The sequence below is a fragment of the Klebsiella sp. BIGb0138 genome (assembly GCF_004342285.1).
In the GTDB taxonomy this organism is placed as follows: domain Bacteria; phylum Pseudomonadota; class Gammaproteobacteria; order Enterobacterales; family Enterobacteriaceae; genus Klebsiella.
In genome coordinates, this window is record NZ_SMCV01000004.1 from 175,465 (window position 1) to 194,226 (window position 18,762).

General features: G+C 57.4%; 18 protein-coding genes. 5 read left to right on the top strand and 13 right to left on the bottom strand.

What is annotated here, in order from left to right; genetic code table 11:
• Positions 1-40: 40 nt before the first annotated feature.
• The 7 genes from coaD to rfaQ form a co-directional block, all read right to left on the bottom strand.
• Positions 41-517 (bottom strand): pantetheine-phosphate adenylyltransferase, encoded by a 477-nt coding sequence (gene coaD / locus EDF73_RS11590; protein WP_100682896.1) that lies wholly within the window; start codon positions 515-517, stop codon positions 41-43.
• Positions 514-1,290: a glycosyltransferase family 2 protein gene (locus tag EDF73_RS11595; RefSeq protein ID WP_132729287.1), complete on the bottom strand. Its 777-nt coding sequence runs from the start codon at positions 1,288-1,290 to the stop codon at positions 514-516. The genes coaD and EDF73_RS11595 overlap by 4 nt, the downstream gene beginning before the upstream one ends.
• A complete protein-coding gene (gene waaA / locus EDF73_RS11600) occupies positions 1,290-2,564 on the bottom strand; it encodes a lipid IV(A) 3-deoxy-D-manno-octulosonic acid transferase (protein WP_132729288.1) in 1,275 nt (424 codons plus the stop codon). Before waaA ends, EDF73_RS11595 begins: the two co-directional genes overlap by 1 nt.
• Before the next feature lie 91 nt (positions 2,565-2,655).
• Complete coding sequence (locus EDF73_RS11605) at positions 2,656-3,645, bottom strand: glycosyltransferase (RefSeq protein ID WP_132729289.1); 990 nt, start codon at positions 3,643-3,645, stop codon at positions 2,656-2,658.
• A gap of 30 nt (positions 3,646-3,675) precedes the next feature.
• A complete protein-coding gene (locus EDF73_RS11610; protein WP_132729290.1) occupies positions 3,676-4,770 on the bottom strand; it encodes a glycosyltransferase in 1,095 nt (364 codons plus the stop codon).
• Positions 4,771-4,772: 2 nt separating this feature from the next.
• Positions 4,773-5,900 (bottom strand): glycosyltransferase family 4 protein, encoded by a 1,128-nt coding sequence (locus tag EDF73_RS11615; protein ID WP_132729291.1) that lies wholly within the window; start codon positions 5,898-5,900, stop codon positions 4,773-4,775.
• Positions 5,897-6,973: a putative lipopolysaccharide heptosyltransferase III gene (gene rfaQ, locus EDF73_RS11620; protein WP_132729292.1), complete on the bottom strand. Its 1,077-nt coding sequence runs from the start codon at positions 6,971-6,973 to the stop codon at positions 5,897-5,899. Before rfaQ ends, EDF73_RS11615 begins: the two co-directional genes overlap by 4 nt.
• A 111-nt stretch (positions 6,974-7,084) precedes the next feature.
• Between rfaQ and EDF73_RS11625 the strand changes: the two genes are divergently transcribed.
• Positions 7,085-8,047 carry a polysaccharide deacetylase family protein gene (locus EDF73_RS11625; protein ID WP_132729293.1) on the top strand — a complete coding sequence of 321 codons (963 nt, stop codon included), beginning with the start codon at positions 7,085-7,087 and terminating at the stop codon, positions 8,045-8,047.
• A gap of 20 nt (positions 8,048-8,067) precedes the next feature.
• The gene (locus EDF73_RS11630) at positions 8,068-9,150 is read left to right on the top strand and encodes a glycosyltransferase family 9 protein (RefSeq protein ID WP_165905700.1); all 1,083 of its coding nucleotides are present in this window, start codon (positions 8,068-8,070) and stop codon (positions 9,148-9,150) included.
• A gap of 27 nt (positions 9,151-9,177) precedes the next feature.
• Here the strand turns inward: EDF73_RS11630 and EDF73_RS11635 are convergent, their stop codons facing one another.
• From EDF73_RS11635 to rfaD, 5 genes are all read right to left on the bottom strand, one after another.
• Positions 9,178-10,350, bottom strand: coding sequence for an O-antigen ligase family protein (locus tag EDF73_RS11635; RefSeq protein WP_165905701.1), 1,173 nt, complete (start codon positions 10,348-10,350; stop codon positions 9,178-9,180).
• Positions 10,328-11,236 carry a sugar glycosyltransferase gene (locus EDF73_RS11640; protein ID WP_132729294.1) on the bottom strand — a complete coding sequence of 303 codons (909 nt, stop codon included), beginning with the start codon at positions 11,234-11,236 and terminating at the stop codon, positions 10,328-10,330. The genes EDF73_RS11635 and EDF73_RS11640 overlap by 23 nt, the downstream gene beginning before the upstream one ends.
• Complete coding sequence (rfaC, locus tag EDF73_RS11645; protein ID WP_132729295.1) at positions 11,236-12,207, bottom strand: lipopolysaccharide heptosyltransferase RfaC; 972 nt, start codon at positions 12,205-12,207, stop codon at positions 11,236-11,238. Before rfaC ends, EDF73_RS11640 begins: the two co-directional genes overlap by 1 nt.
• A 3-nt stretch (positions 12,208-12,210) precedes the next feature.
• The gene (gene rfaF / locus EDF73_RS11650; RefSeq protein WP_132729296.1) at positions 12,211-13,269 is read right to left on the bottom strand and encodes an ADP-heptose--LPS heptosyltransferase RfaF; all 1,059 of its coding nucleotides are present in this window, start codon (positions 13,267-13,269) and stop codon (positions 12,211-12,213) included.
• Positions 13,270-13,348: 79 nt separating this feature from the next.
• Positions 13,349-14,329 carry an ADP-glyceromanno-heptose 6-epimerase gene (rfaD, locus tag EDF73_RS11655; RefSeq protein ID WP_132729297.1) on the bottom strand — a complete coding sequence of 327 codons (981 nt, stop codon included), beginning with the start codon at positions 14,327-14,329 and terminating at the stop codon, positions 13,349-13,351.
• Positions 14,330-14,541: 212 nt separating this feature from the next.
• Here rfaD and kbl point away from each other — a divergent pair, with 212 nt between their 5' ends.
• From kbl to EDF73_RS11670, 3 genes are all read left to right on the top strand, one after another.
• Positions 14,542-15,735 carry a glycine C-acetyltransferase gene (kbl, locus tag EDF73_RS11660; RefSeq protein WP_132729298.1) on the top strand — a complete coding sequence of 398 codons (1,194 nt, stop codon included), beginning with the start codon at positions 14,542-14,544 and terminating at the stop codon, positions 15,733-15,735.
• Positions 15,736-15,744: 9 nt separating this feature from the next.
• Positions 15,745-16,770, top strand: coding sequence for an L-threonine 3-dehydrogenase (tdh, locus tag EDF73_RS11665; RefSeq protein WP_132729299.1), 1,026 nt, complete (start codon positions 15,745-15,747; stop codon positions 16,768-16,770).
• A 246-nt stretch (positions 16,771-17,016) separates the two neighbouring features.
• Positions 17,017-17,814 carry a glycosyltransferase family 2 protein gene (locus EDF73_RS11670; protein ID WP_132729300.1) on the top strand — a complete coding sequence of 266 codons (798 nt, stop codon included), beginning with the start codon at positions 17,017-17,019 and terminating at the stop codon, positions 17,812-17,814.
• On the opposite strand, the gene EDF73_RS11675 is transcribed toward EDF73_RS11670, so the two are convergent.
• Positions 17,811-18,761 (bottom strand): divergent polysaccharide deacetylase family protein, encoded by a 951-nt coding sequence (locus EDF73_RS11675; protein WP_165905702.1) that lies wholly within the window; start codon positions 18,759-18,761, stop codon positions 17,811-17,813. The two genes, EDF73_RS11670 and EDF73_RS11675, sit on opposite strands and share 4 nt — an antisense overlap.
• Position 18,762: the final 1 nt, after the last annotated feature.

Here is an 18,762-nt window from a genome sequence, read left to right on the forward strand (position 1 = left end):
GTGAAAACCCCGGCGGCGCGGTCAACGGCCCGTCCGGGGGCTACAGCTTCTTCAGCAGCGCCTGGTGGACATTGGCGGGCAGGAAGTGCGAGACGTCCCCCTGGTGGCGCGCCACCTCTTTCACCAGCGAAGAAGAGATAAACGACCACTCTTTGCACGGCATCAGGAATACGCTTTCCAGGGTCGGCATCAGGTGGCGATTCATATGCGCCAGCTGCATCTCATATTCGAAGTCCGCCACCGCGCGTAAGCCGCGAATCAAAATATTCGCCTGCTGGGCGCGGGCAAAATTCGCCATCAGGTCGCTGAAGCCGATCACCTCAACGTTAACCAGATGCGCCGTTGCCTGCTCCGCCAGCGCGATGCGCTCGTCGAGGGTGAACATCGGTTTCTTGCTCGGGCTGGCGGCAATCGCCAGCAGCACCTTGTCAAACATGCTGGCGGCACGGGTGACGATATCGATATGCCCGTTGGTAATCGGATCGAAGGTGCCGGGATAGATCGCTTTTGTGCTCATAATGACACTTTCTCTGAGTAGCCGCGGCTCAGCGCCCACAGCCCGGTGTATTTATTAAACGTATACTGCGCGTTGACTACCGCGAGTAGCCAGCCCTGTTTTCCATCCAGTACGCCGCCGCGCAGCAGCAGCGTTTTCACAAATGCCCCCAGCGTATGGCCGAAAATGCTCGCCAGAGAGGTTTTTTTTCCCTTCTGATGACGCTCCTGCGCCCAGGCGGCGGCATAGGCCAGCTGCTTTTGCTGGAAGGCGGCGAAGTCGCGACAGGTCAGGTGCAGTAAATCGCCTGACAGTTCGATAACCGGCGCCCCTTTCGCGTCGAGCGACTCATGTACCAGATTATGGTTATAGCGGAAACGGCGGCGTTCGTACAAACGCAGGACGCGATCGGGATACCAGCCGCTATGGCGCATAAAGCGGCCGAGGAAATAGTTTCGGCGGGCGATGCTGTAGATTGCGCCGCTTTTTGGCGCGGCCAGCACGCGGCGAAGAGAGTGGGCCAGCTCCGGCGTTACGCGCTCGTCGGTATCAATCATCAACACATAGTCACCGGTCGCATAGTCCTGGGCGCGCTGGCGTTGAATGCCATAGCCTTGCCAGTCGGTGTTGATATAGACCTGGACGCCAAGACTACGCGCCAGTTCAACGGTGTGGTCGCTGCTGCCGGAGTCCAGCAGGACTATCTCATCCGCCCACTCGACGGAGGCCACGCAATCTGCAAGCAGATCCGCCGCGTTTTTGGCGATCATCACGACGGACAGTCGGGTCGACATTAGTGGCTCCGCTGCGGCAGATAGGGTTGCAGTAACTGTAGCAGACGCGAGAGGGCGCCCTGGTTTTGGTGCAGGACTTCAACCGCGTGACGGCCATACCATAGCCGATAGTCTTCATCGGTCAGCAGGTTGGAGACCTGGGTCACCAGCGAATCGACGTCGGTGACCGTAATCAGACCGTCGTCCTGCTGCAGTTTGGCGCAGATATCTTTGAAGTTAAACGTGTGTGGCCCCATCAGTACCGGAATGGCGTGCGCCGCCGGCTCCAGCGGGTTGTGGCCGCCTCGTTCAACCAGGCTGCCGCCGACGAAGGCCAGGTCGGCAATGCCGTACAGCAGCATCAGCTCGCCCATGGTATCGCCGATCACCACCTGGGTGCTGTTCGACGGGATTTCACCGGTGCTGCGCAGCGTGAAGCTCATCCCCGCTTTCTGCACCATTTCCCGCGCATCGGCGAAGCGTTCAGGGTGGCGAGGGACCAGAATCAACAGCAGATCCGGGAAGGTATCCAGCAGCTTTCTGTGCGCCTGCAGGATAATTTGCTCTTCGCCGTCGTGGGTGCTGGTGGCAATCCAGACCTGGCGGTGCGGAGCCCACTGGCGACGTAGGGTAATGGCGCGGGCGGCCAGCTCCGGCGTGACGGAAATATCAAACTTGAGGCTGCCGGTCACCGCCAGCTGGTTGCGTTTCAGTCCGAGGGAAATAAAGCGGTTACCGTCTTCTTCATTCTGCGCCGCAATCAGCGTGATGCGGCTCAGCAGCCGGCGCATAAATTTACCCAGTTTGGCGTAGCCCTTCGCCGAACGCTCCGACAGACGGGCGTTGGCGATAACCAGCGGGATTTTGCGTTTGTGCAGGGCGGCGACCATATTGGGCCACAGCTCGGTTTCCATCACGATAACCAGCTTCGGCTGGACGGTATTAAGGAAACGGTTCATCGCGCAGGGTAGATCGTAAGGCAGGTAAACATGGTGGACATCTTTGCCGAAGGCGGACATGGCGCGTTCAGACCCCGTCGGCGTCATGGTGGTGACGGTGATCGGCAGATAAGGATAACGGTGGCGCAGCGCGCGCACCAGCGGGATGGCTGCAAGCGTCTCACCCACGGAAACGGAATGCAGCAAAATCCCATCCGGCGCTACCTTGTTCTGACAGAAGCCATAACGTTCAGCCCAGCGTTTGCGGTAGGCGGGGGCTTTACGGCTGCGCAGCAGCAGTCGCAGCCATACCAGCGGCTGAATTAGATAGAGTAGGGTGGTATAAAGCAATTCCAAGCGATTTATCCGTTTTATGTTTTAGCGGGCAAATTCTAAGCATTTAGCCCGCGTAAAGCTATCTCTTTGGCGGAAACAACGGGATTCAGCATCAGGCCGCGTCACGATAGCGCTTAATGCGCAGATAGCGCCGGCCAAGGCGCCAGCGCAAGCGGAAGGTACGCGCATTTTTCCAGATCAGGCGCCAGATGCCGCGGTCGAAGAACTCTTTAATGATAATATGCTTTTTTGACTCATCTTTCATGCTATCGAAGGTATGAATAATTCCCAGCCCCTCTTTGGCGATTTGCCAGCGGCAGGCGGAAATCTGGCGCACCTTATCAGGATAACGTTCGTTGATGGCGTCCAGCATCTCCAGAATCTTCATATAGTGACGTGCCGAACGCATCAGCGTGTCGTCATTGTCCGGTTTATGCGACACCGATTCCGAGTGGATGTAGTAATCGTAAAACTGTTCGCTGGTGTACTGCACGCGTTCGGCCGCCAGCAGCGCTTCCGTGGTCCAGGGAATATCCTGATGACGCAGCCCGGGTTCAAAGTGGAAATTGTGCTGCATGATAAATTCACGGCGATAGATGTTCAGCCAGGTCACATGCAGGAACTTGCGTGAATCCAGCGCCTGTTTTAACCAGACGTAGCCCGGCAGGACGCCGGTGGACGGCAGACGGTCCGGCGGGAGTATCGGATGAATATCCTTGCGCGTCTCGTAAACGTAGCGGCCGTTACAGGTGGCGACATCGAGGTGACCCTTTTCGGCCATCTCCAGCAGCGTGCGGTACATGCCGGGATAAAGCTTATCGTCGATATCCGGAAATGCCAGATACTTGCCGGTCGCGGCGGCGAGGCCGGTATTGCGTGCGACCGAGACGCCCTGGTTTTCCTGTTCCAGCACGATGACGTTTTGCAGCCGCGCTTTCCATTCGTCGATAACGCCCAGGCTGCCGTCCGTCGAACCGTCGTTCACCAGGATCAGTTCATAGCTTTCCAGCTGCTGTTGCTCAAGGCATTCAAAGAATTGCGCAAGGAATTTTTCGCCGTTATAGACGGCGGCCACGATGCTCAGTAAAGGCGTTTGACTCATAAATCATTCGATCCTGGTTAAATAGCGACGTCAGGCGCGACGCAGCTGACGGTACTGCTGACAAATGGTATCCACGCTGAATTTTTCCAGCGCCGATTGCTCGATGGCAGGCGGGTTATGGTAGATGCTTTGCATCGTCCGGGCCAGCGCCGGGCTGTTGAGGTCGGCCAGACCGCGGGCTAATTCCCCGGTGAGGATTTCCGTCACCCCGCCAGGACAGCGGGTGCTGGCGACCGGCGTATCCAGCAGCAGCGCTTCGACCACCACATTGCCGAAACCCTCGCTATCGGAGCTGAGCACCAGCATCCGCGCGTGTTTAATCCACGGCAGCGGGTTTTTCTGAAAGCCTTTAAACAGCACCCGGTCGCCAACCTGCAGCTGCTGCGCCAGCTGACGCAGACGCTGTTCCTGCTCCGGTTTGCCCTGGCCCAGCAACACCAGCGGCGCGTCGATGCCGCTTTGCGCATAGGCTTCAATCAGCCGGTCATGGCGTTTACCCGGGTGGAAGCGCCCGACGTGAATAATATAGTCGCCAGCGGGTTGCTCGCCCGGCGCATCGGCGCCCGCGCGCAGAGCGGCAATGTCGAACGGGTTATAAATGGTTTTTAACTGCGCCGGACGAATGGCGAACTGCTCGAGTAGATCCTGACCTACCGCATCGGAGACGGTAACGACATTACGCCCCTGATAGACGCGCTTAATCTTGTACTGCTTCAGCCAGCGGTCAAAGCCGGTGCGATGGCCAAGGTATGACGTGGAGAAAACGCCGTGCAGGCAGAACCAGACGTTACGGCTCATCAGCTTGCGGCTGCGGGCGACAATCCGGTCGGTTTTATGCAAATTGGACAGCACCAGATCGAACTCCCCCTGCCGTTCGGCTTCGGCGATCGCGGCATCAAGCTGGCGGGCGCGGCGCGACAGTTCGCTGAGCTTGCGCCACGGTTTGCGGCAACGGTCGCTGATGATCTGATAATCCAGTCCTTCCGGCAGCGGATAATCACACACATCGCGCAGTGAAAATAGCGATACTCGTTCGCCCTGGCGCAGAAAGCGCTCCACCAGCGTCAGAACCACTTTTTCCGCGCCGCCGCCGGGCAGGCCATCGATCACAAACAGTATGCGCATCGTTATTTCACCAGATCCTGATAGAGAGAGAGCAACTGCGCCGATAACCGTTCGCTGGTGCAGTCGATAATGCGTTCCCGGGCGCGGCTCCCCTCAGCTGAGCCCAACGCGCGGGCCGGGAGGGCGACAACCGCCTGCTGTAGCGCCGGGATATCCAGGGCGTCGCAGACAAAACCGTTGCTGCCCTGCACGATAAATTCGGCGCCGCCGCAGCCGGTGGTGGTGATCACCGGCAGGCCGCAGGCCATCGCTTCCAGAATGACGTTAGGGAACGGATCGTACAGCGTTGGCAGCAGCAGACCATCGGCCATCTGGTAAAACGGCAGGGTTTCCGACTGCATTCCGAAGAAGCGTACCCGCTCTTCGCAGTGCAGCGTTTTCGCCAGCGACTGATAGCGGTTCTGGTCTTTGTCTTTGCCCACCACCAGCAGATAGCGATCGGTGGGGGCGATGGCGCGAATCGCCGCATCCAGCCCCTTACGTTCAAAGCCGGAACCCACGTATACCAGACAGGTCGCCTGCAGCGGAAGATGCCATTGGGCGCGTAAGGCGGCAAATGCCTCCGCCGTCGGCGGCAGGAAACGCCGGTGGTCGATGGCGTTGTAGATGACGTGGATTTTTTCCGCCGGAAGGGAGAAATCTTCCATGATCTCTTGCTTAATCATCTCTGCGTTGCAGATGACGCCACGCAGGTGGGCGTCCTGGTACATCTCGCGCTCGGCCTGCATCACGTAGCGATGATAGCGGTCAGCAAATAGCAGGCGGCTTTTCCACCCCGGCAGAATACGCGAGCGCTGCTCCAGCCAGCGGCGATGGACGCCATCGCCGGCGCGATACAGATCGCAACCGGGAATACGTTCGTGACTTTGCACCAGATCGAAGCGTTCTCCTTGCCACAGCTGACGCGCGGCAGCGGCAAAACCGCGCTCGCGGCTGATGCGCCCCCATTTCCGTGGGTTGCAGATATGGATCTTCCAGTCGGGCTTCACCGGCCCCTGCCATTCGCGCGTAATGACGTTCAGTTCAAGATTGCTGCTATCAAGGGCTTCCAGCGCGCGGGAGACAAAACGCTCCGCGCCGCCGTCCGGGCGATATTTCTGTCGCACCAGGGCCAGCCTGAATTTGCTCATGCCAGTACCTTTTTCGCCGCCGTGATGACGGCGTCGGTGGGAATGAAATCGAGATAACGCTCCTGCGTCCCGGTATCAATGTCGTCAGGGTCGGGTAGCGGGCCAAAATCGCCGGCCCAGATGACTTCGCCTTTTGCCTGCCACGGGCGCCAGAAGGTCAGTTTCGACGGCCCGAACAGCGCCACCAGCGGGGTACCAAGGGCCGCCGCCATATGCATCGGCACGGAGTCCACGCCGATAAACAGACGGGCGTGATCGATGACCGCCGCCAGCTGGCGCAGGGTCAACCGCCCGGCCAGGGAGTGTAACCGGGCGTTTGGGCTGCCGGCGATAATGGCGTCCACCATGTTCTTCTCTTTGGCATCCGGCCCGGAGGTCAGCACGATAGCATAACCGGCGTCAGACAGCGCGTTAATCACCGCGCTCATGCGATCTTCCCGCCAGCATTTAAAGAACCAGCGGGAGGTGGGTTGAATGACGATATAGTGGTTTTCAAACCCTTCCGGCAGCAGCGCGCGGCTGGTGGCCCAGTCCTCTTCGCTGTAGCCCATCCGCGCCGGGGCATCATCGATAGCCAGGCCGAGCGGGGCCAGAATAGAGAGGTTTTGCTGCACCGTATGCAGCTGTTTATGTGCCTGGGTCGACGCCAGCTCGCTGTGACAGAAACGCCAGGCCGGCTGGCGGCGTTTCGGGAAGTCAAAACCGATACGCGTCGCCGCGCCGGTCAAACGGGTAATGATGGCGCTTGGCCACTGGTCGGCAAGATTGAGCACCAGATCGTAGCGCTGCTGACGCAGCGTGCGGATCAGCCTGAACTCCATGCTGAGCTGATGCCTCTTGCCCTGCTTTTTCCAGCGCCGGTCGATGGCGTAAATCTGGTTGATGTCAGGGTTTGCCGCGAGCATATCCCGGGTTTCTTCATAAAGCAGAACATCGACGCTGGCGGCGGGATAGTGCTGTTTGAGGGTGTGAATGAGCGGCGTGATCAACAGCATATCGCCATGGTGGCGCAGCTTGATGACCAGGATTCGCGCCGGGGTCACACGGCCGGGAGAGCGGGTTTCAGGCGTCATACTCTGTTCTTCATTCAATATCAGGTTTCCGATTCTAGGGGATCAGACAGATTGAGAGAAGCGTTGTATTGCTCTACCATGACCCGATACGTAGGCTCTGAGGACGTTTTCGTGCACAATCCCGCATTTCTCATCACGATTGATACAGAGGGCGATAACCTCTGGCAAAAACATGACAGCATTACCACCGAGAATGCGCGCTATTTACCGCGTTTTCAGCAGCTTTGCGAAAAGTATGGTTTCAAACCTGTCTATCTGACCAACTATGAAATGGCGATTGATCCATTTTATATCGAATTCGCCAACGATGTGATTGCCCGGGGTACCGCGGAAATCGGTATGCACCTCCACGCCTGGAACAGCCCGCCGACGGACCCTCTGACCGCTGACGACTGGCGGTATAAGCCCTACCTGATTGAATATACCGACGCGGCGATGCGTGAAAAAGTAGCGTATATGACCCACCTGCTGGAAGATACCTTCCAGACGAAAATGGTCAGCCACCGCGCCGGACGCTGGGCGTTCGATGAGCGCTATGCGCGTCTGCTGGTGGAACACGGCTATCGGGTGGATTGTTCCGTCACTCCGCGGGTCAACTGGAAGACGGCGAAAGGCGCCCCGCAGGGCGACGGCGGCACCGACTACCGTCACTTCCCGCAGCACGCCTATTTCCTCGACGAGAACGATATCAGCCGCGAAGGCCGCTCTCCGCTGCTGGAAGTGCCGATGAGCATTCAGTATAAGCACTCCGCATGGATGAATAGCGTCAAGCAGGGCTACGATCGGCTGCGGGGGAAAGTACGCTCGCCGTCCGTCCACTGGCTGCGCCCGATGGGCGGCAATGTCGACACCATGAAGAAAGTGGTACAGCAAACATTGACTCAGGGTAATGATTACGTCGAATATATGCTGCACTCTTCTGAGTATATGCCCGGCGGCAGTCCGACATTTAAAAATACACAGGATATCGAGCAGTTATATGCCGACCTGGAAGCATTTTTTAACTGGCTGGCGCCGCAGGTAAAAGGGATGACGTTGGCAGAATATTACCAACGGAAACACACACAGCAATAAAAGGCCTCCTAAGGTACCGTATGCGTATCCTTAAGCAACTGACGCGGAAGAAGAATGCTTTCTTCCGCGACATTAAGTTTAATTTAATTAACTTTCGTTATAGAAATAAAGCCGAGCGCCAGCCATTCGATCCGGCCCAGGTGCAACGCGTTTTATTATTACGTCTGGATGATAAAGTCGGTGACATGGTGGTGACCACAGGCTGTGCAAAGCTTCTCGCCGAGCGCGGCTATAAAGTTTCTGTCCTCACCGGTCCTGTCTGCATGCAAATATTAGCAGGCTCAATATTTCTTGAGAATATATATTTGTATCAGCCGCGCATGTCACTCGATGCGTTACGTGCACTTAATTTTGATGCCGTCATCGATTTTGACGATGTGAAAACCTATGAACGGTTTAAATTTCTCTCCGATTTACGCGCACCCTGCGTTATTGGTTTTAATAAAGAGAAATATAAGCTGTATGACCATTCAATCGCCTTTTTTGATAGTACAAGACATATTTCCGCGCGTTATAAACAGGTGGTTAAGCTTTTTGGCGTGATGGACGAGCATTATCATTATCATATTCCCGGTGATATTCGTGAGCGCGAAAGAGTGGAGACGTTACTGGCGACAGAAAGTGATACGCAGCTGCGCGTCGCCATCAATCCATTTACCGCATCAACCGATAAGGACTTCTGCCGTCATCAGGTCGCCGCGCTCATTGAACGGCTCCGCCAGTTGCCCTATAAAGTGAGCGTGGTGATGGTCGGTCGCAGTGAGAAAATCCGTCAGCTTGAGCTGGATATGGCGCTGTATCTGGCCGACAGTAATATCAACTCGGCGGTAGAAGTTGTCCGCTGCTGCGATCTGGTGATTACCGCTGACACCGCCATTGTGCATATTGCCCGGGTGTTTGATAAGCCGATGGTGGCGGTCTATAACAAACGCAAGCTTAAGGATACCGGCCTGCCGGGCTATACCATCTGGGCCCCAGGTTATGCCAAGGCCAGACAGATTGTCTGCGAGGAAGAGAACGTGGCGGATGTATCGATTGACGCGATATGGCCGGTGATCAAAGAACAGGCTGATAGCCTGGTTGCCACGCGCTTGCGGCAATAAAAAAGGGCCCGGACGGGCCCTTCTCTTTTACGGTCGTTTTGCCGGCAGGTTATGGCTTAACGCAATCCCGAGCGGTAGCCAGAACAGCACCCAGGTTTCTCGCGGATTGCTGACGATAAACATCCCCTGCGACGCCATAAAAATCAATGCGTACATGAAAATAGCCAGGCCGTATCGGCTGTCGCCCCGGCGTTTGCACCATGCCCGCCATAACCCGCTGGCAATGACCGCCAGCAGTAGCAGCAGGCCGATAATGCCGCCTTTCAGCAGCGAACCGAGGTAGACGCTGTGGGTGGTGGTGATATGTTCGCCGCTGTAGTTAATAAATTCGAGTCCATAATCGAACCCCCGGCCCAGCCAGGGCTGGTTCGCAATTTCCGCAAGCGTATGGCGCCAGATGCTGATACGCAGGCCGCTCTGGGTACCCATCTCTTCAAAGCGGGCTAACAGCAGGTCGCCCACCGGCGTCAGGAAGAAGACCAGGCCGAGCACCACCGCCAGCGCGGCGACGATCGATAAGTTCCGCCGCGTAACCACCTGGAGATGCAGCGTGCAGCAGAAGGCCAGCGCCAGGGCGATAATCGGCCCGCGGCTCTGGGTAAAGACCATCATCACCAGCAGGATAGCGATCGGTAGATAGAGATAATGGCGGGCTTTTTCTTTCATCAGCAGGCAGCAAATTAAGATGGCGATGCCGCAGTATCCCGCCAGGTCGATAACGTTGGTTGGTCCAGGGTTGCCCGGCGAGACTTCGCGCAGGGTCAGAACCCGCGTATGGTCGATCGCCAGCGTCCAGACCGACAGCACGGTGACTCCGGCAACCACGCTAAGCAGCGCCAGATGCCGGGTCCGGGGATCGCCCAGCAGAGTGGTGAGCAGCAACAGATAGAAGATGAGATAGGTACCGTGGGTCAGCGGCGAGTCAATATACTGCGGCGTATGGCCCCAGAGATTGCTAAGCGCATAGTACACAAAGAACACCACCAGCAGCGCATAGGTCGGCCATTGCTGGCGGATGCTCTCCGCCAGCGCCTGGCGACGGTCTTTGCCCAGCAACGACAGCAGGAACAGCAGAATCGACAGGTGGAGCAGGTTGTTCGTCCGGGTGGAGATGCAAAAAATAGCGCTGAAAAATAAAAATAAGGGAAAGAAAATGGCGTAACCCTGACTGGCATAGTTACTTATTTTTAAAGTACGCATCGAAAGAAACCTTTGCAAAAATCGATTCCGGCACCGCGCTCTCCTGAGAGAAATTGATGACCCGAATATGGTTTTGTTGTAGCACGCAAGCGGCGTGCGAAAAGGACGGCATCACCAGGTCATCCACCTTGTTTGCCAGGTAGGAGGGCAGTTTATTCTGTTGTGTTTCGTAGAACCGCGGCTGGTTGAAATTATTCATGTCCAGACCGCTGATCAGAATGGTGTCGAACCCCAGCCAGGCGAGGATCTGTAAGGACCAGTAGACGACGGTTCCGGCATCAAAGACGCCGTGGCGGATATCGGTGCTAAAGCAGATATCCTGGCGCTCAGGGTGAAAGCGCAGCGCTGCGATATGCTGATAGGTTTTCTGCATTACGCTGCTGGCGACTTTAGGCTGGTAAATTTTATAGCAGCCGTCCTCAATCAACGCCAGGCGGCAGCGCAGATCGGCCGCATGGCGATCGTAGATTTTGGCGATCCCGTGCATGGTGGTAAACAGCACAAGATCGGCTTGACCGATCACCGCGCGGATAATGTCGGGTTTTTTGTCGTAAAACTCCATATCGACAATGGTGTAGAACGAAAACCTGAGCTTCTCCGAGAGAAACCAGGCGCCGTTCACCCCCATCACCGGCACGCTCTCCGGCAGGCGTGAAAAATCAATACCGCGGGTGGAAGGGCCGGTCGCCGTCAGCAAAACCTCGCCATGGGCGCTGTTTTTCAACGCGCTCAGATTGACCAGCGGAACGTTTTGACCTTTGTACCGCAGCGTGCGGATCTCACCGCTTTCGGCGCGGGTGATTTGGGTATAAGGCCAGAGATTTTCGTTGTGGCGCAAGGCCCGCGGGCGCGTGTAGCGGTAGATTTGCTTAAACAGTGAACCCATTAAACCAGCCCCTGAGATTGCAGCAGCTGCGCGACGCGATCGGCGGTAATATCCCCGGTTCGGTTGCCGGCTTCCGGGCGCACGACGTACTGATTTTGACCATAGCCGCCAATCAACCCCGGATCGGTGGGGCCGTACAGCGTAAAATTGGGTTTATCGAGCGCGGCGGTCAGATGGCTCAGGCCGGTGTCGACGGCAACCACGCCTCTGGCGCCCGCCAGCACCTGGGCGACCTGCTCCAGGCTCATCCGCGGCAGCACTTCGACAAAGTCGTGGCCTTCCGCCAGCCGTCTGGCGCGCGCTTCCTCATGCGGCGCCCCCCACGGCAGCTTAATGCGTACACCGCGTTCGGCCAGCAGGGCGATAAGCGCCTGCCAGTTGCTCTCCGGCCAGTGCTTATCATCGCGGGTCGTGGCATGCAGAAAGACCAGATATGGCGCGGCGGAGGCCGCTTGCTGACGGCTAAAGTGCCGGGCAATGGCGTAGTCACCCTGAATCTCTGGTCTGGCATAGCCCAGACTTTTGGCGAACAGTTCCCGGGTGCGCTCAACGGCATGCTGCTGCTTAGCGATATGGTGGCGGCGGTTATAGAACAGGCTGGCCAGCGGCTCGCGGGCGGTTTGCCAGTCCATGCCGTGTTTCACGCCATGCGCCAGGCGGGTGACCAGGGCGGCGCTTTTGACCAACCCCTGCGCATCGATAATGGCATCATAGCGCAGCGCCTGGACGGCCTGACGAAAGGCCTGGCGTTCGGCTTTGATCGGCGCGGAAAACCAGGCTTTACGCCAGCGGCGAATAGCCACCGGAATCACCCGATCGACGCTGTCATGCCAGGAGGGAATCTGGGCGAACCCCTCCTCGACCACCCAGTCAAAACGAATGCCGGGAAGGGCCTGCGCGGCATCGGTCAGCGCGGGCAGCGTGTGCAGTACGTCGCCCATAGACGAGGTTTTTACAATCAATACCCGCATCCGTTACGCATCCTCATGCTGCGGTTTTTCCAGCAGCAGCGCGTTCAGCTCTTCGAGGACGCGCTGTGGCGTGATGTCGATCAGGCTCTGATGATAGCCTTCCGCGGCATCGCCCTTACGCACCTTGTGGTAGCCGCTAATCAGGCGGATAACCCGCGCCTTGTGCGACAGCGGTGGGGTGAAGTCGGGGCTGCTCGGGCCATACAGCGCCACCAGCGGGCGGTTCAGCGCCGCGGCGACGTGCATCAGGCCGGAATCGTTGCTGACCACTGCTTTACAGGCGGCAATCAGCACTACCGCCTGTTCAAGCTGGGTTTCCCCGGCCAGGTTACGGCACCACGCCTGCTGCTGGGTGTTCAGCGCGGCAAGGATGTCGTTGCCGGCTTCATGGTCCTTGGTCGAACCGAACAGCAGCACCTGAAAACCTTCGTCGATTAGCTGCTTTGCCAGCTCGGCGTAGTGGTAGTGCGGCCAACGCTTGGCAGGGCCGAACTCCGCGCCGGGGCAGAAGCCGATCATCGGCCGGTCGGATGGAAGATTGAAGGCGTTACAGACCTGAGATTTTTCACCTTCGTGGACCTGCAGCTGCGGCCACAGCAGCGGCTGCGGCAGGTCTTTGGCGCTGCGCATGACGCCATTATCGTAGGCCAGCGCAACGTAGCGCTCGACCATCAGCGGCCAGGCTTCTTTATCCAGCACCCGCGCGTCATTCAGCAGTCCGTAGCGCATTTCACCCCGCCAGCCGGTGCGGTGCGGGATGTTGGCAAAGAAGGGGACCAGCGCCGATTTAAACGAGTTCGGCAGCACATACGCGCGGTCATAACGACGCTCGCGCAGGCTGTGACCGAGCTTACGCCGTTCGCCGATGGCCAGCGCGCCGTGGCCGAGCGGCATCGGGATCGCTTCGTTAACCTCCGGCATACGCGACAGCAGCGGACGGCACCATGCTGGCGCCATCACGTCGATGATAGCCTGGGGATAGCGCGCCTTGAGCGTGCGATAGAGACTTTGCGACATCATCATGTCGCCCACCCATGACGGGCCAACCACCAATATTTTCATTCACTTCATCCTTCAAGCCGTCTCTGCGTTGGCTGCCTGCGTTCACCCCGGTCGCTGACTTCAGTAAGCTCCCGGAGATTTACTTAGTTGCCGCCTTGATATCGCTTGAATGATTTTGTGACCCGGCGTCAGTTTCGCGGTTCAGCCAGGCCATATATTCCGTTACGCCTTCGGCAACGGTCTTAAACGGTTTATCGTAACCTGCGGCGCGCAGATTGGTCAGATCCGCCTGGGTAAATGCCTGGTAACGACCTTTCAGCTTATCCGGGAACGGGATGTATTCGATGCTGCCTTTCTGGTGGTAAGCCAGCGCGGCATCGGCTACCGCCTGGAAGGATTCCGCGCGGCCGGTGCCGAGGTTGAAAATGCCGGATACGCCGTTTTCCCAGAACCACAGGTTCACCGCCGCCACGTCGCCCACGTAGACGAAATCGCGTTTGAAGCCGTCGCTGCCTTCGAACAGTTTCGGACTTTCGCCATTATTCAGCTGGGTGTTGAGGTGGAAGGCCACGCTCGCCATGCTGCCTTTGTGGCCTTCACGCGGCCCGTAAACGTTGAAGTAACGGAAGCCGACGATCTGCGAATCCGCTTCCGGCAGGATCTGGCGAACGTATTCGTCAAACAGGAATTTGGAGTAACCGTACACGTTCAGCGGCTGCTCATATTCGCGGGATTCGATAAAGTCGCGGGTACGGCCGCCGTAGGTCGCCGCAGAAGAGGCGTAGAGGAACGGAATTTGACGCTCCAGGCAGTAGTGCAGCACCTCTTTTGAGTACTGATAGTTGTTATCCATCATGTACTTGCCGTCCCACTCCGTGGTGGAAGAGCAGGCGCCTTCGTGGAACACCGCTTCAATTTCGCCGAACTCTTCCCCGGCCATCACCTGGATCAGGAAGTCTTCTTTATCCATGTAATCAGCGATATTCAGGTCTACCAGGTTGGCAAACTTGGTACCGTCTTTCAGATTATCTACCACCAGAATGTCGGTAATGCCTTTGTCATTCAGGGCCTTAACGATGTTGCTGCCGATAAAGCCTGCGCCGCCGGTAACGATGATCATAACTGTAACCTTTGAAGTATGGAGTCCAGAGACAATCCGGACATGAATACTCATATCATATCACCACATGAGAAAGGCTTCAGCCATTCACCGAAAAGGGGGTGACGAGCGTGATTTATGCTGCAAATAATTCATTCAGGCATGCATCATCTCGTATCAGCGTATAGCTTTGGGTAATATGTGCCAAATTTTGCCGAATCTGGAGAGTTGCAATGCGTGGTGATTTTTACGAACAGTTAGCTAATAACCTGGAGACCGCGCGCGCGGAGGGGTTGTTTAAAGAAGAACGCATTATTACCTCGGCGCAGCAGGCGGATATTACCGTCGGCGGCAGCAGCGTGATTAACTTCTGCGCCAATAATTATCTGGGGCTGGCTAACCATCCGGAGCTGATCGCCGCGGCGAAAGCCGGGATGGACAGTCATGGTTTCGGGATGGCTTCCGTGCGTTTCATCTGCGGTACCCAGGATAGCCATAAAGCGCTTGAGAAGAAGCTGGCTGAGTTCCTCGGCATGGAAGATGCCATTCTTTACTCCTCCTGTTTCGATGCCAACGGCGGCCTGTTTGAAACGCTGTTGGGGCCGGAAGACGCGATTATTTCCGACGCCCTTAACCACGCTTCGATCATCGACGGCGTGCGCCTGTGTAAAGCGAAACGCTACCGTTATGCCAATAACGATATGCAGGAGCTGGAAGCGCGTCTGAAAGAGGCGCGTGATGCGGGCGCCCGTCATGTGCTGATCGCGACCGACGGCGTGTTCTCGATGGACGGCGTGATTGCCAACCTCAACGGCGTCTGCGATCTGGCAGACCGGTACGATGCGCTGGTGATGGTCGATGACTCCCACGCCGTCGGTTTTGTCGGTGAGAACGGTCGCGGCACCCACGAATACTGCAATGTGATGGAGCGGGTGGATATTATCACCGGCACGCTGGGCAAGGCGCTGGGCGGCGCATCCGGCGGCTATACCGCCGCGCGTAAAGAAGTGGTTGAGTGGCTGCGTCAGCGCTCACGTCCGTATCTGTTCTCCAACTCGCTGGCCCCGGCTATCGTTTCCGCCTCTATCAAAGTGCTGGAGATGCTGGCGTCCGGCGCTGAGCTGCGCGATCGCCTGTGGTCCAACGCGCGTCTGTTCCGCGACAAAATGACCGCGGCGGGCTTTACGCTGGCCGGCGCCGATCACGCGATTATCCCGGTGATGCTGGGTGAAGCGGTGGTCGCGCAGAACTTTGCCCGTGAGCTGCAAAAAGAAGGGATTTATGTCACCGGGTTCTTCTATCCGGTGGTACCAAAAGGCCAGGCGCGTATTCGCACCCAGATGTCGGCGGCGCATACCCCTGAACAAATTGAACGTGCGGTGGCAGCCTTTACCCGCATCGGTAAACAACTGGGCGTGATTGCCTGAGGGTGTGAGATGAAAGCGTTATCCAAACTGAAAGCGGAAGAAGGCATCTGGATGACCGACGTACCGGAACCGGAAGTCGGCCATAACGACCTGCTGATTAAAATCCGTAAGACCGCGATTTGCGGTACCGACGTACACATCTATAACTGGGATGAGTGGTCGCAAAAAACCATCCCGGTGCCGATGGTAGTAGGGCATGAATACGTGGGTGAAGTGGTGGGTATCGGCCAGGAAGTGCGCGGCTTTAAAATTGGCGATCGCGTTTCCGGCGAGGGGCATATTACCTGCGGGCACTGTCGTAACTGCCGCGCCGGGCGGACTCACCTGTGCCGCAATACCATCGGCGTGGGCGTTAATCGCCCGGGCTGCTTTGCCGAATATCTGGTGATCCCGGCTTTCAATGCCTTCAAAATCCCTGACAATATTTCTGACGATCTGGCATCGATTTTTGACCCGTTTGGTAATGCTGTCCATACCGCGCTCTCCTTCGACCTCGTGGGTGAGGATGTGCTGGTTTCCGGCGCCGGGCCGATCGGCATTATGGCCGCGGCGGTCGCCAGGCATGTTGGCGCGCGCAATGTGGTGATCACCGACGTCAACGAGTACCGCCTGGGGCTGGCGCGCAAGCTGGGTGTGACCCGCGCGGTCAATGTCGCGCAGGAGAGCCTGAGCGACGTGATGGCGGAGCTGGGGATGACCGAAGGGTTCGACGTGGGCCTGGAAATGTCGGGCGCGCCGCCGGCGTTCCGTACCATGCTCGATACCATGAACCACGGCGGCCGGATTGCCATGCTCGGTATTCCACCGTCGGATATGTCCATCGACTGGACCAAGGTCATCTTCAAGGGGCTGTTTATCAAAGGGATTTATGGCCGTGAAATGTTCGAAACCTGGTACAAAATGGCGGCATTAATCCAGTCTGGTCTGGATCTGTCGCCGATCATCACCCACCGTTTCGGCATTGATGAGTTCCAGCAGGGCTTTGACGCGATGCGCTCCGGTCAGTCCGGTAAAGTGATTCTGAGCTGGGATTAAGCCCGACGGAGACGGCAGCCGGGATCGCGCGTTTGACGCCGCGAGCCCGGGCTTTCGTTGCCGGTGCGCTAGCAGATGGATAGCGGTTTTGCCAGCGCGAACGTCTTAGCGCCTGCGGGCGCTTTTTTTATTTCGATTTGGATAACATTTCTACGATCCTTCCTCGCAAATGCACTATTTCTAAATCGATTTTTTGCCTATTCGTTTATACAGTTTGTTTACGCACCGTTTAACCTTATAAACACTATGTTTAAACTCTCCGTATGCTTACTGACCTGTAATTCCGCGCGTCTGCTGCGGGAGGTTGTGCCCCCGCTACTCAAGGTGGCGGATGAATGCATTGTCGTTGACTCAGGGAGTACGGATGCGACGCTGGATATCTGCCAGCAATTTGGGTTAACGGTGCATCATCATCCCTATACCACCCACGGGGCGCAGATGAACTATGCCACGGCGCTGGCCAGCCACGACTGGGTGCTGTGCATGGATAGCGATGAAATCCTCGATAGCGAAGTCGTCGCCGCCATTCTGCGGCTCAAGGCCGGGCAGGGTAGCGATCCAGGCTGTGCGTGGCGTCTGCCGCGCTACTGGTATGTGCTGGGGGAGGCGGTCAGAACAATCTATCCCGTCTCTTCGCCGGATTACCCGGTTCGCTTGTTCAATCGTACGGTGGCGGCTTTTAATGACCGTCCGGTCGATGATCGGGTGGTCGGTCACTCCCGTTCAAGCAAACTGCCGGGCCGCGTCCGGCACGATACCTTCTATTCGCTGCATGAAGTGTTTAATAAGCTCAACAGCTATACCACCCGGCTGGTTCAATACCAGAAGGTCAGGCCGTCGCTAAGCCGCGGGATCGTCAGCGCGACTGGCGCGTTTTTTAAGTGGTATCTGTTCAGCGGGGCGTGGCGAAACGGAAAAGTGGGGGTTGTTACCGGGCTCTATGCGGCTTTGTACAGCTTTCTGAAGTATTTTAAAGCCTGGTATGCCGATCAGGATAAACGGGAACCCGTGGCGGATAAACGCCCGGATTCCCGCTCCGTTTAGTTCGTCGGATTGTCCCAGCCCTGCCATTTCAGCTGGTAGTACTGCACCAGCGTGCTCTGGCTAATGCTTTCGCTCAGGATGCTAAAGAAGCGGCTGGCGTAAACCGGCTCCGGCGGATGCTTCGGTTTACAGAATTTCACGCCGCGGAATGGGTTACGCGGCTGCGTTGGCGGTACGGCTTTCGACGGCGGCAGCCCGCTGTCTGGCCTTGAGGTATCGACCTGCGGCTCGTTCAGCAGGTTGCTCGGACGCACGAGGGTGATATCCGGCGGCAGGTTATAGACCATTTGCTGCAGGACGCGCACCGTGGTGGGGTGCGGATGACCGATGGCAATGGCGGAGCCGTTACGGCGCGCCAGCGCGATAGCCCGGTTAAACTGGACGCGGATATCGGCCTCATTCTGGGTATCGTCGAGGAACACCTTACGCTTGATCACCTTCACCCCGGTGCCCTGCGCGGCGCGCATCGCCTGAGTATTGCCGATGGTGACGCTATCGAGGAAATAGAGGTTGTAGCGCTCCAGCGCCTGCATCACCTTTTGCATCCCGAACAGGCTGGAGGTCATCGCGCTCCCCATATGGTTGTTCAGGCCAACGGCGTACGGCACTTTGCCATAGGCGTCGCGAATGATGCGTTCGATCTCAGCGCTGCTCATATCAGGACGCAGGGTGTCTTTTTCCAGCGGCTGTTTGCTGAGCGGCGCCATCGGCAGGTGAATAAGCACCTCGTGGCCGAGATTGTGCGCCCTGGTCGCCATTTCACGAGCGTGCGGCGCGTTGGGTAATACGGCGACGGAGAGGGTCGCTGGCAGCGCCAGTACCTGATTTTCCGTCTGTGGACGATAGCCAAAGTCGTCAATAACAATGGAGAGTTTGCCGGCAAATGCCGGCGATGCCATAGCCAGCGTACCGGCTACCGCGAGTGCAATTCTGCGAAATTGAAGCAAA

Coding starts and splice junctions, on each gene's coding strand:
- coaD (WP_100682896.1), bottom strand. CDS start 517: ATGAGCACAAAAGCGATCTATCCCGGCACCTTCGATCCGATTACCAAC.
- EDF73_RS11595 (WP_132729287.1), bottom strand. CDS start 1,290: ATGTCGACCCGACTGTCCGTCGTGATGATCGCCAAAAACGCGGCGGAT.
- EDF73_RS11605 (WP_132729289.1), bottom strand. CDS start 3,645: ATGAGTCAAACGCCTTTACTGAGCATCGTGGCCGCCGTCTATAACGGC.
- EDF73_RS11610 (WP_132729290.1), bottom strand. CDS start 4,770: ATGCGCATACTGTTTGTGATCGATGGCCTGCCCGGCGGCGGCGCGGAA.
- EDF73_RS11615 (WP_132729291.1), bottom strand. CDS start 5,900: ATGAGCAAATTCAGGCTGGCCCTGGTGCGACAGAAATATCGCCCGGAC.
- rfaQ (WP_132729292.1), bottom strand. CDS start 6,973: ATGACGCCTGAAACCCGCTCTCCCGGCCGTGTGACCCCGGCGCGAATC.
- EDF73_RS11630 (WP_165905700.1), top strand. CDS start 8,068: ATGCGTATCCTTAAGCAACTGACGCGGAAGAAGAATGCTTTCTTCCGC.
- EDF73_RS11635 (WP_165905701.1), bottom strand. CDS start 10,350: ATGCGTACTTTAAAAATAAGTAACTATGCCAGTCAGGGTTACGCCATT.
- EDF73_RS11640 (WP_132729294.1), bottom strand. CDS start 11,236: ATGGGTTCACTGTTTAAGCAAATCTACCGCTACACGCGCCCGCGGGCC.
- rfaC (WP_132729295.1), bottom strand. CDS start 12,207: ATGCGGGTATTGATTGTAAAAACCTCGTCTATGGGCGACGTACTGCAC.
- rfaF (WP_132729296.1), bottom strand. CDS start 13,269: ATGAAAATATTGGTGGTTGGCCCGTCATGGGTGGGCGACATGATGATG.
- rfaD (WP_132729297.1), bottom strand. CDS start 14,329: ATGATCATCGTTACCGGCGGCGCAGGCTTTATCGGCAGCAACATCGTT.
- kbl (WP_132729298.1), top strand. CDS start 14,542: ATGCGTGGTGATTTTTACGAACAGTTAGCTAATAACCTGGAGACCGCG.
- tdh (WP_132729299.1), top strand. CDS start 15,745: ATGAAAGCGTTATCCAAACTGAAAGCGGAAGAAGGCATCTGGATGACC.
- EDF73_RS11670 (WP_132729300.1), top strand. CDS start 17,017: ATGTTTAAACTCTCCGTATGCTTACTGACCTGTAATTCCGCGCGTCTG.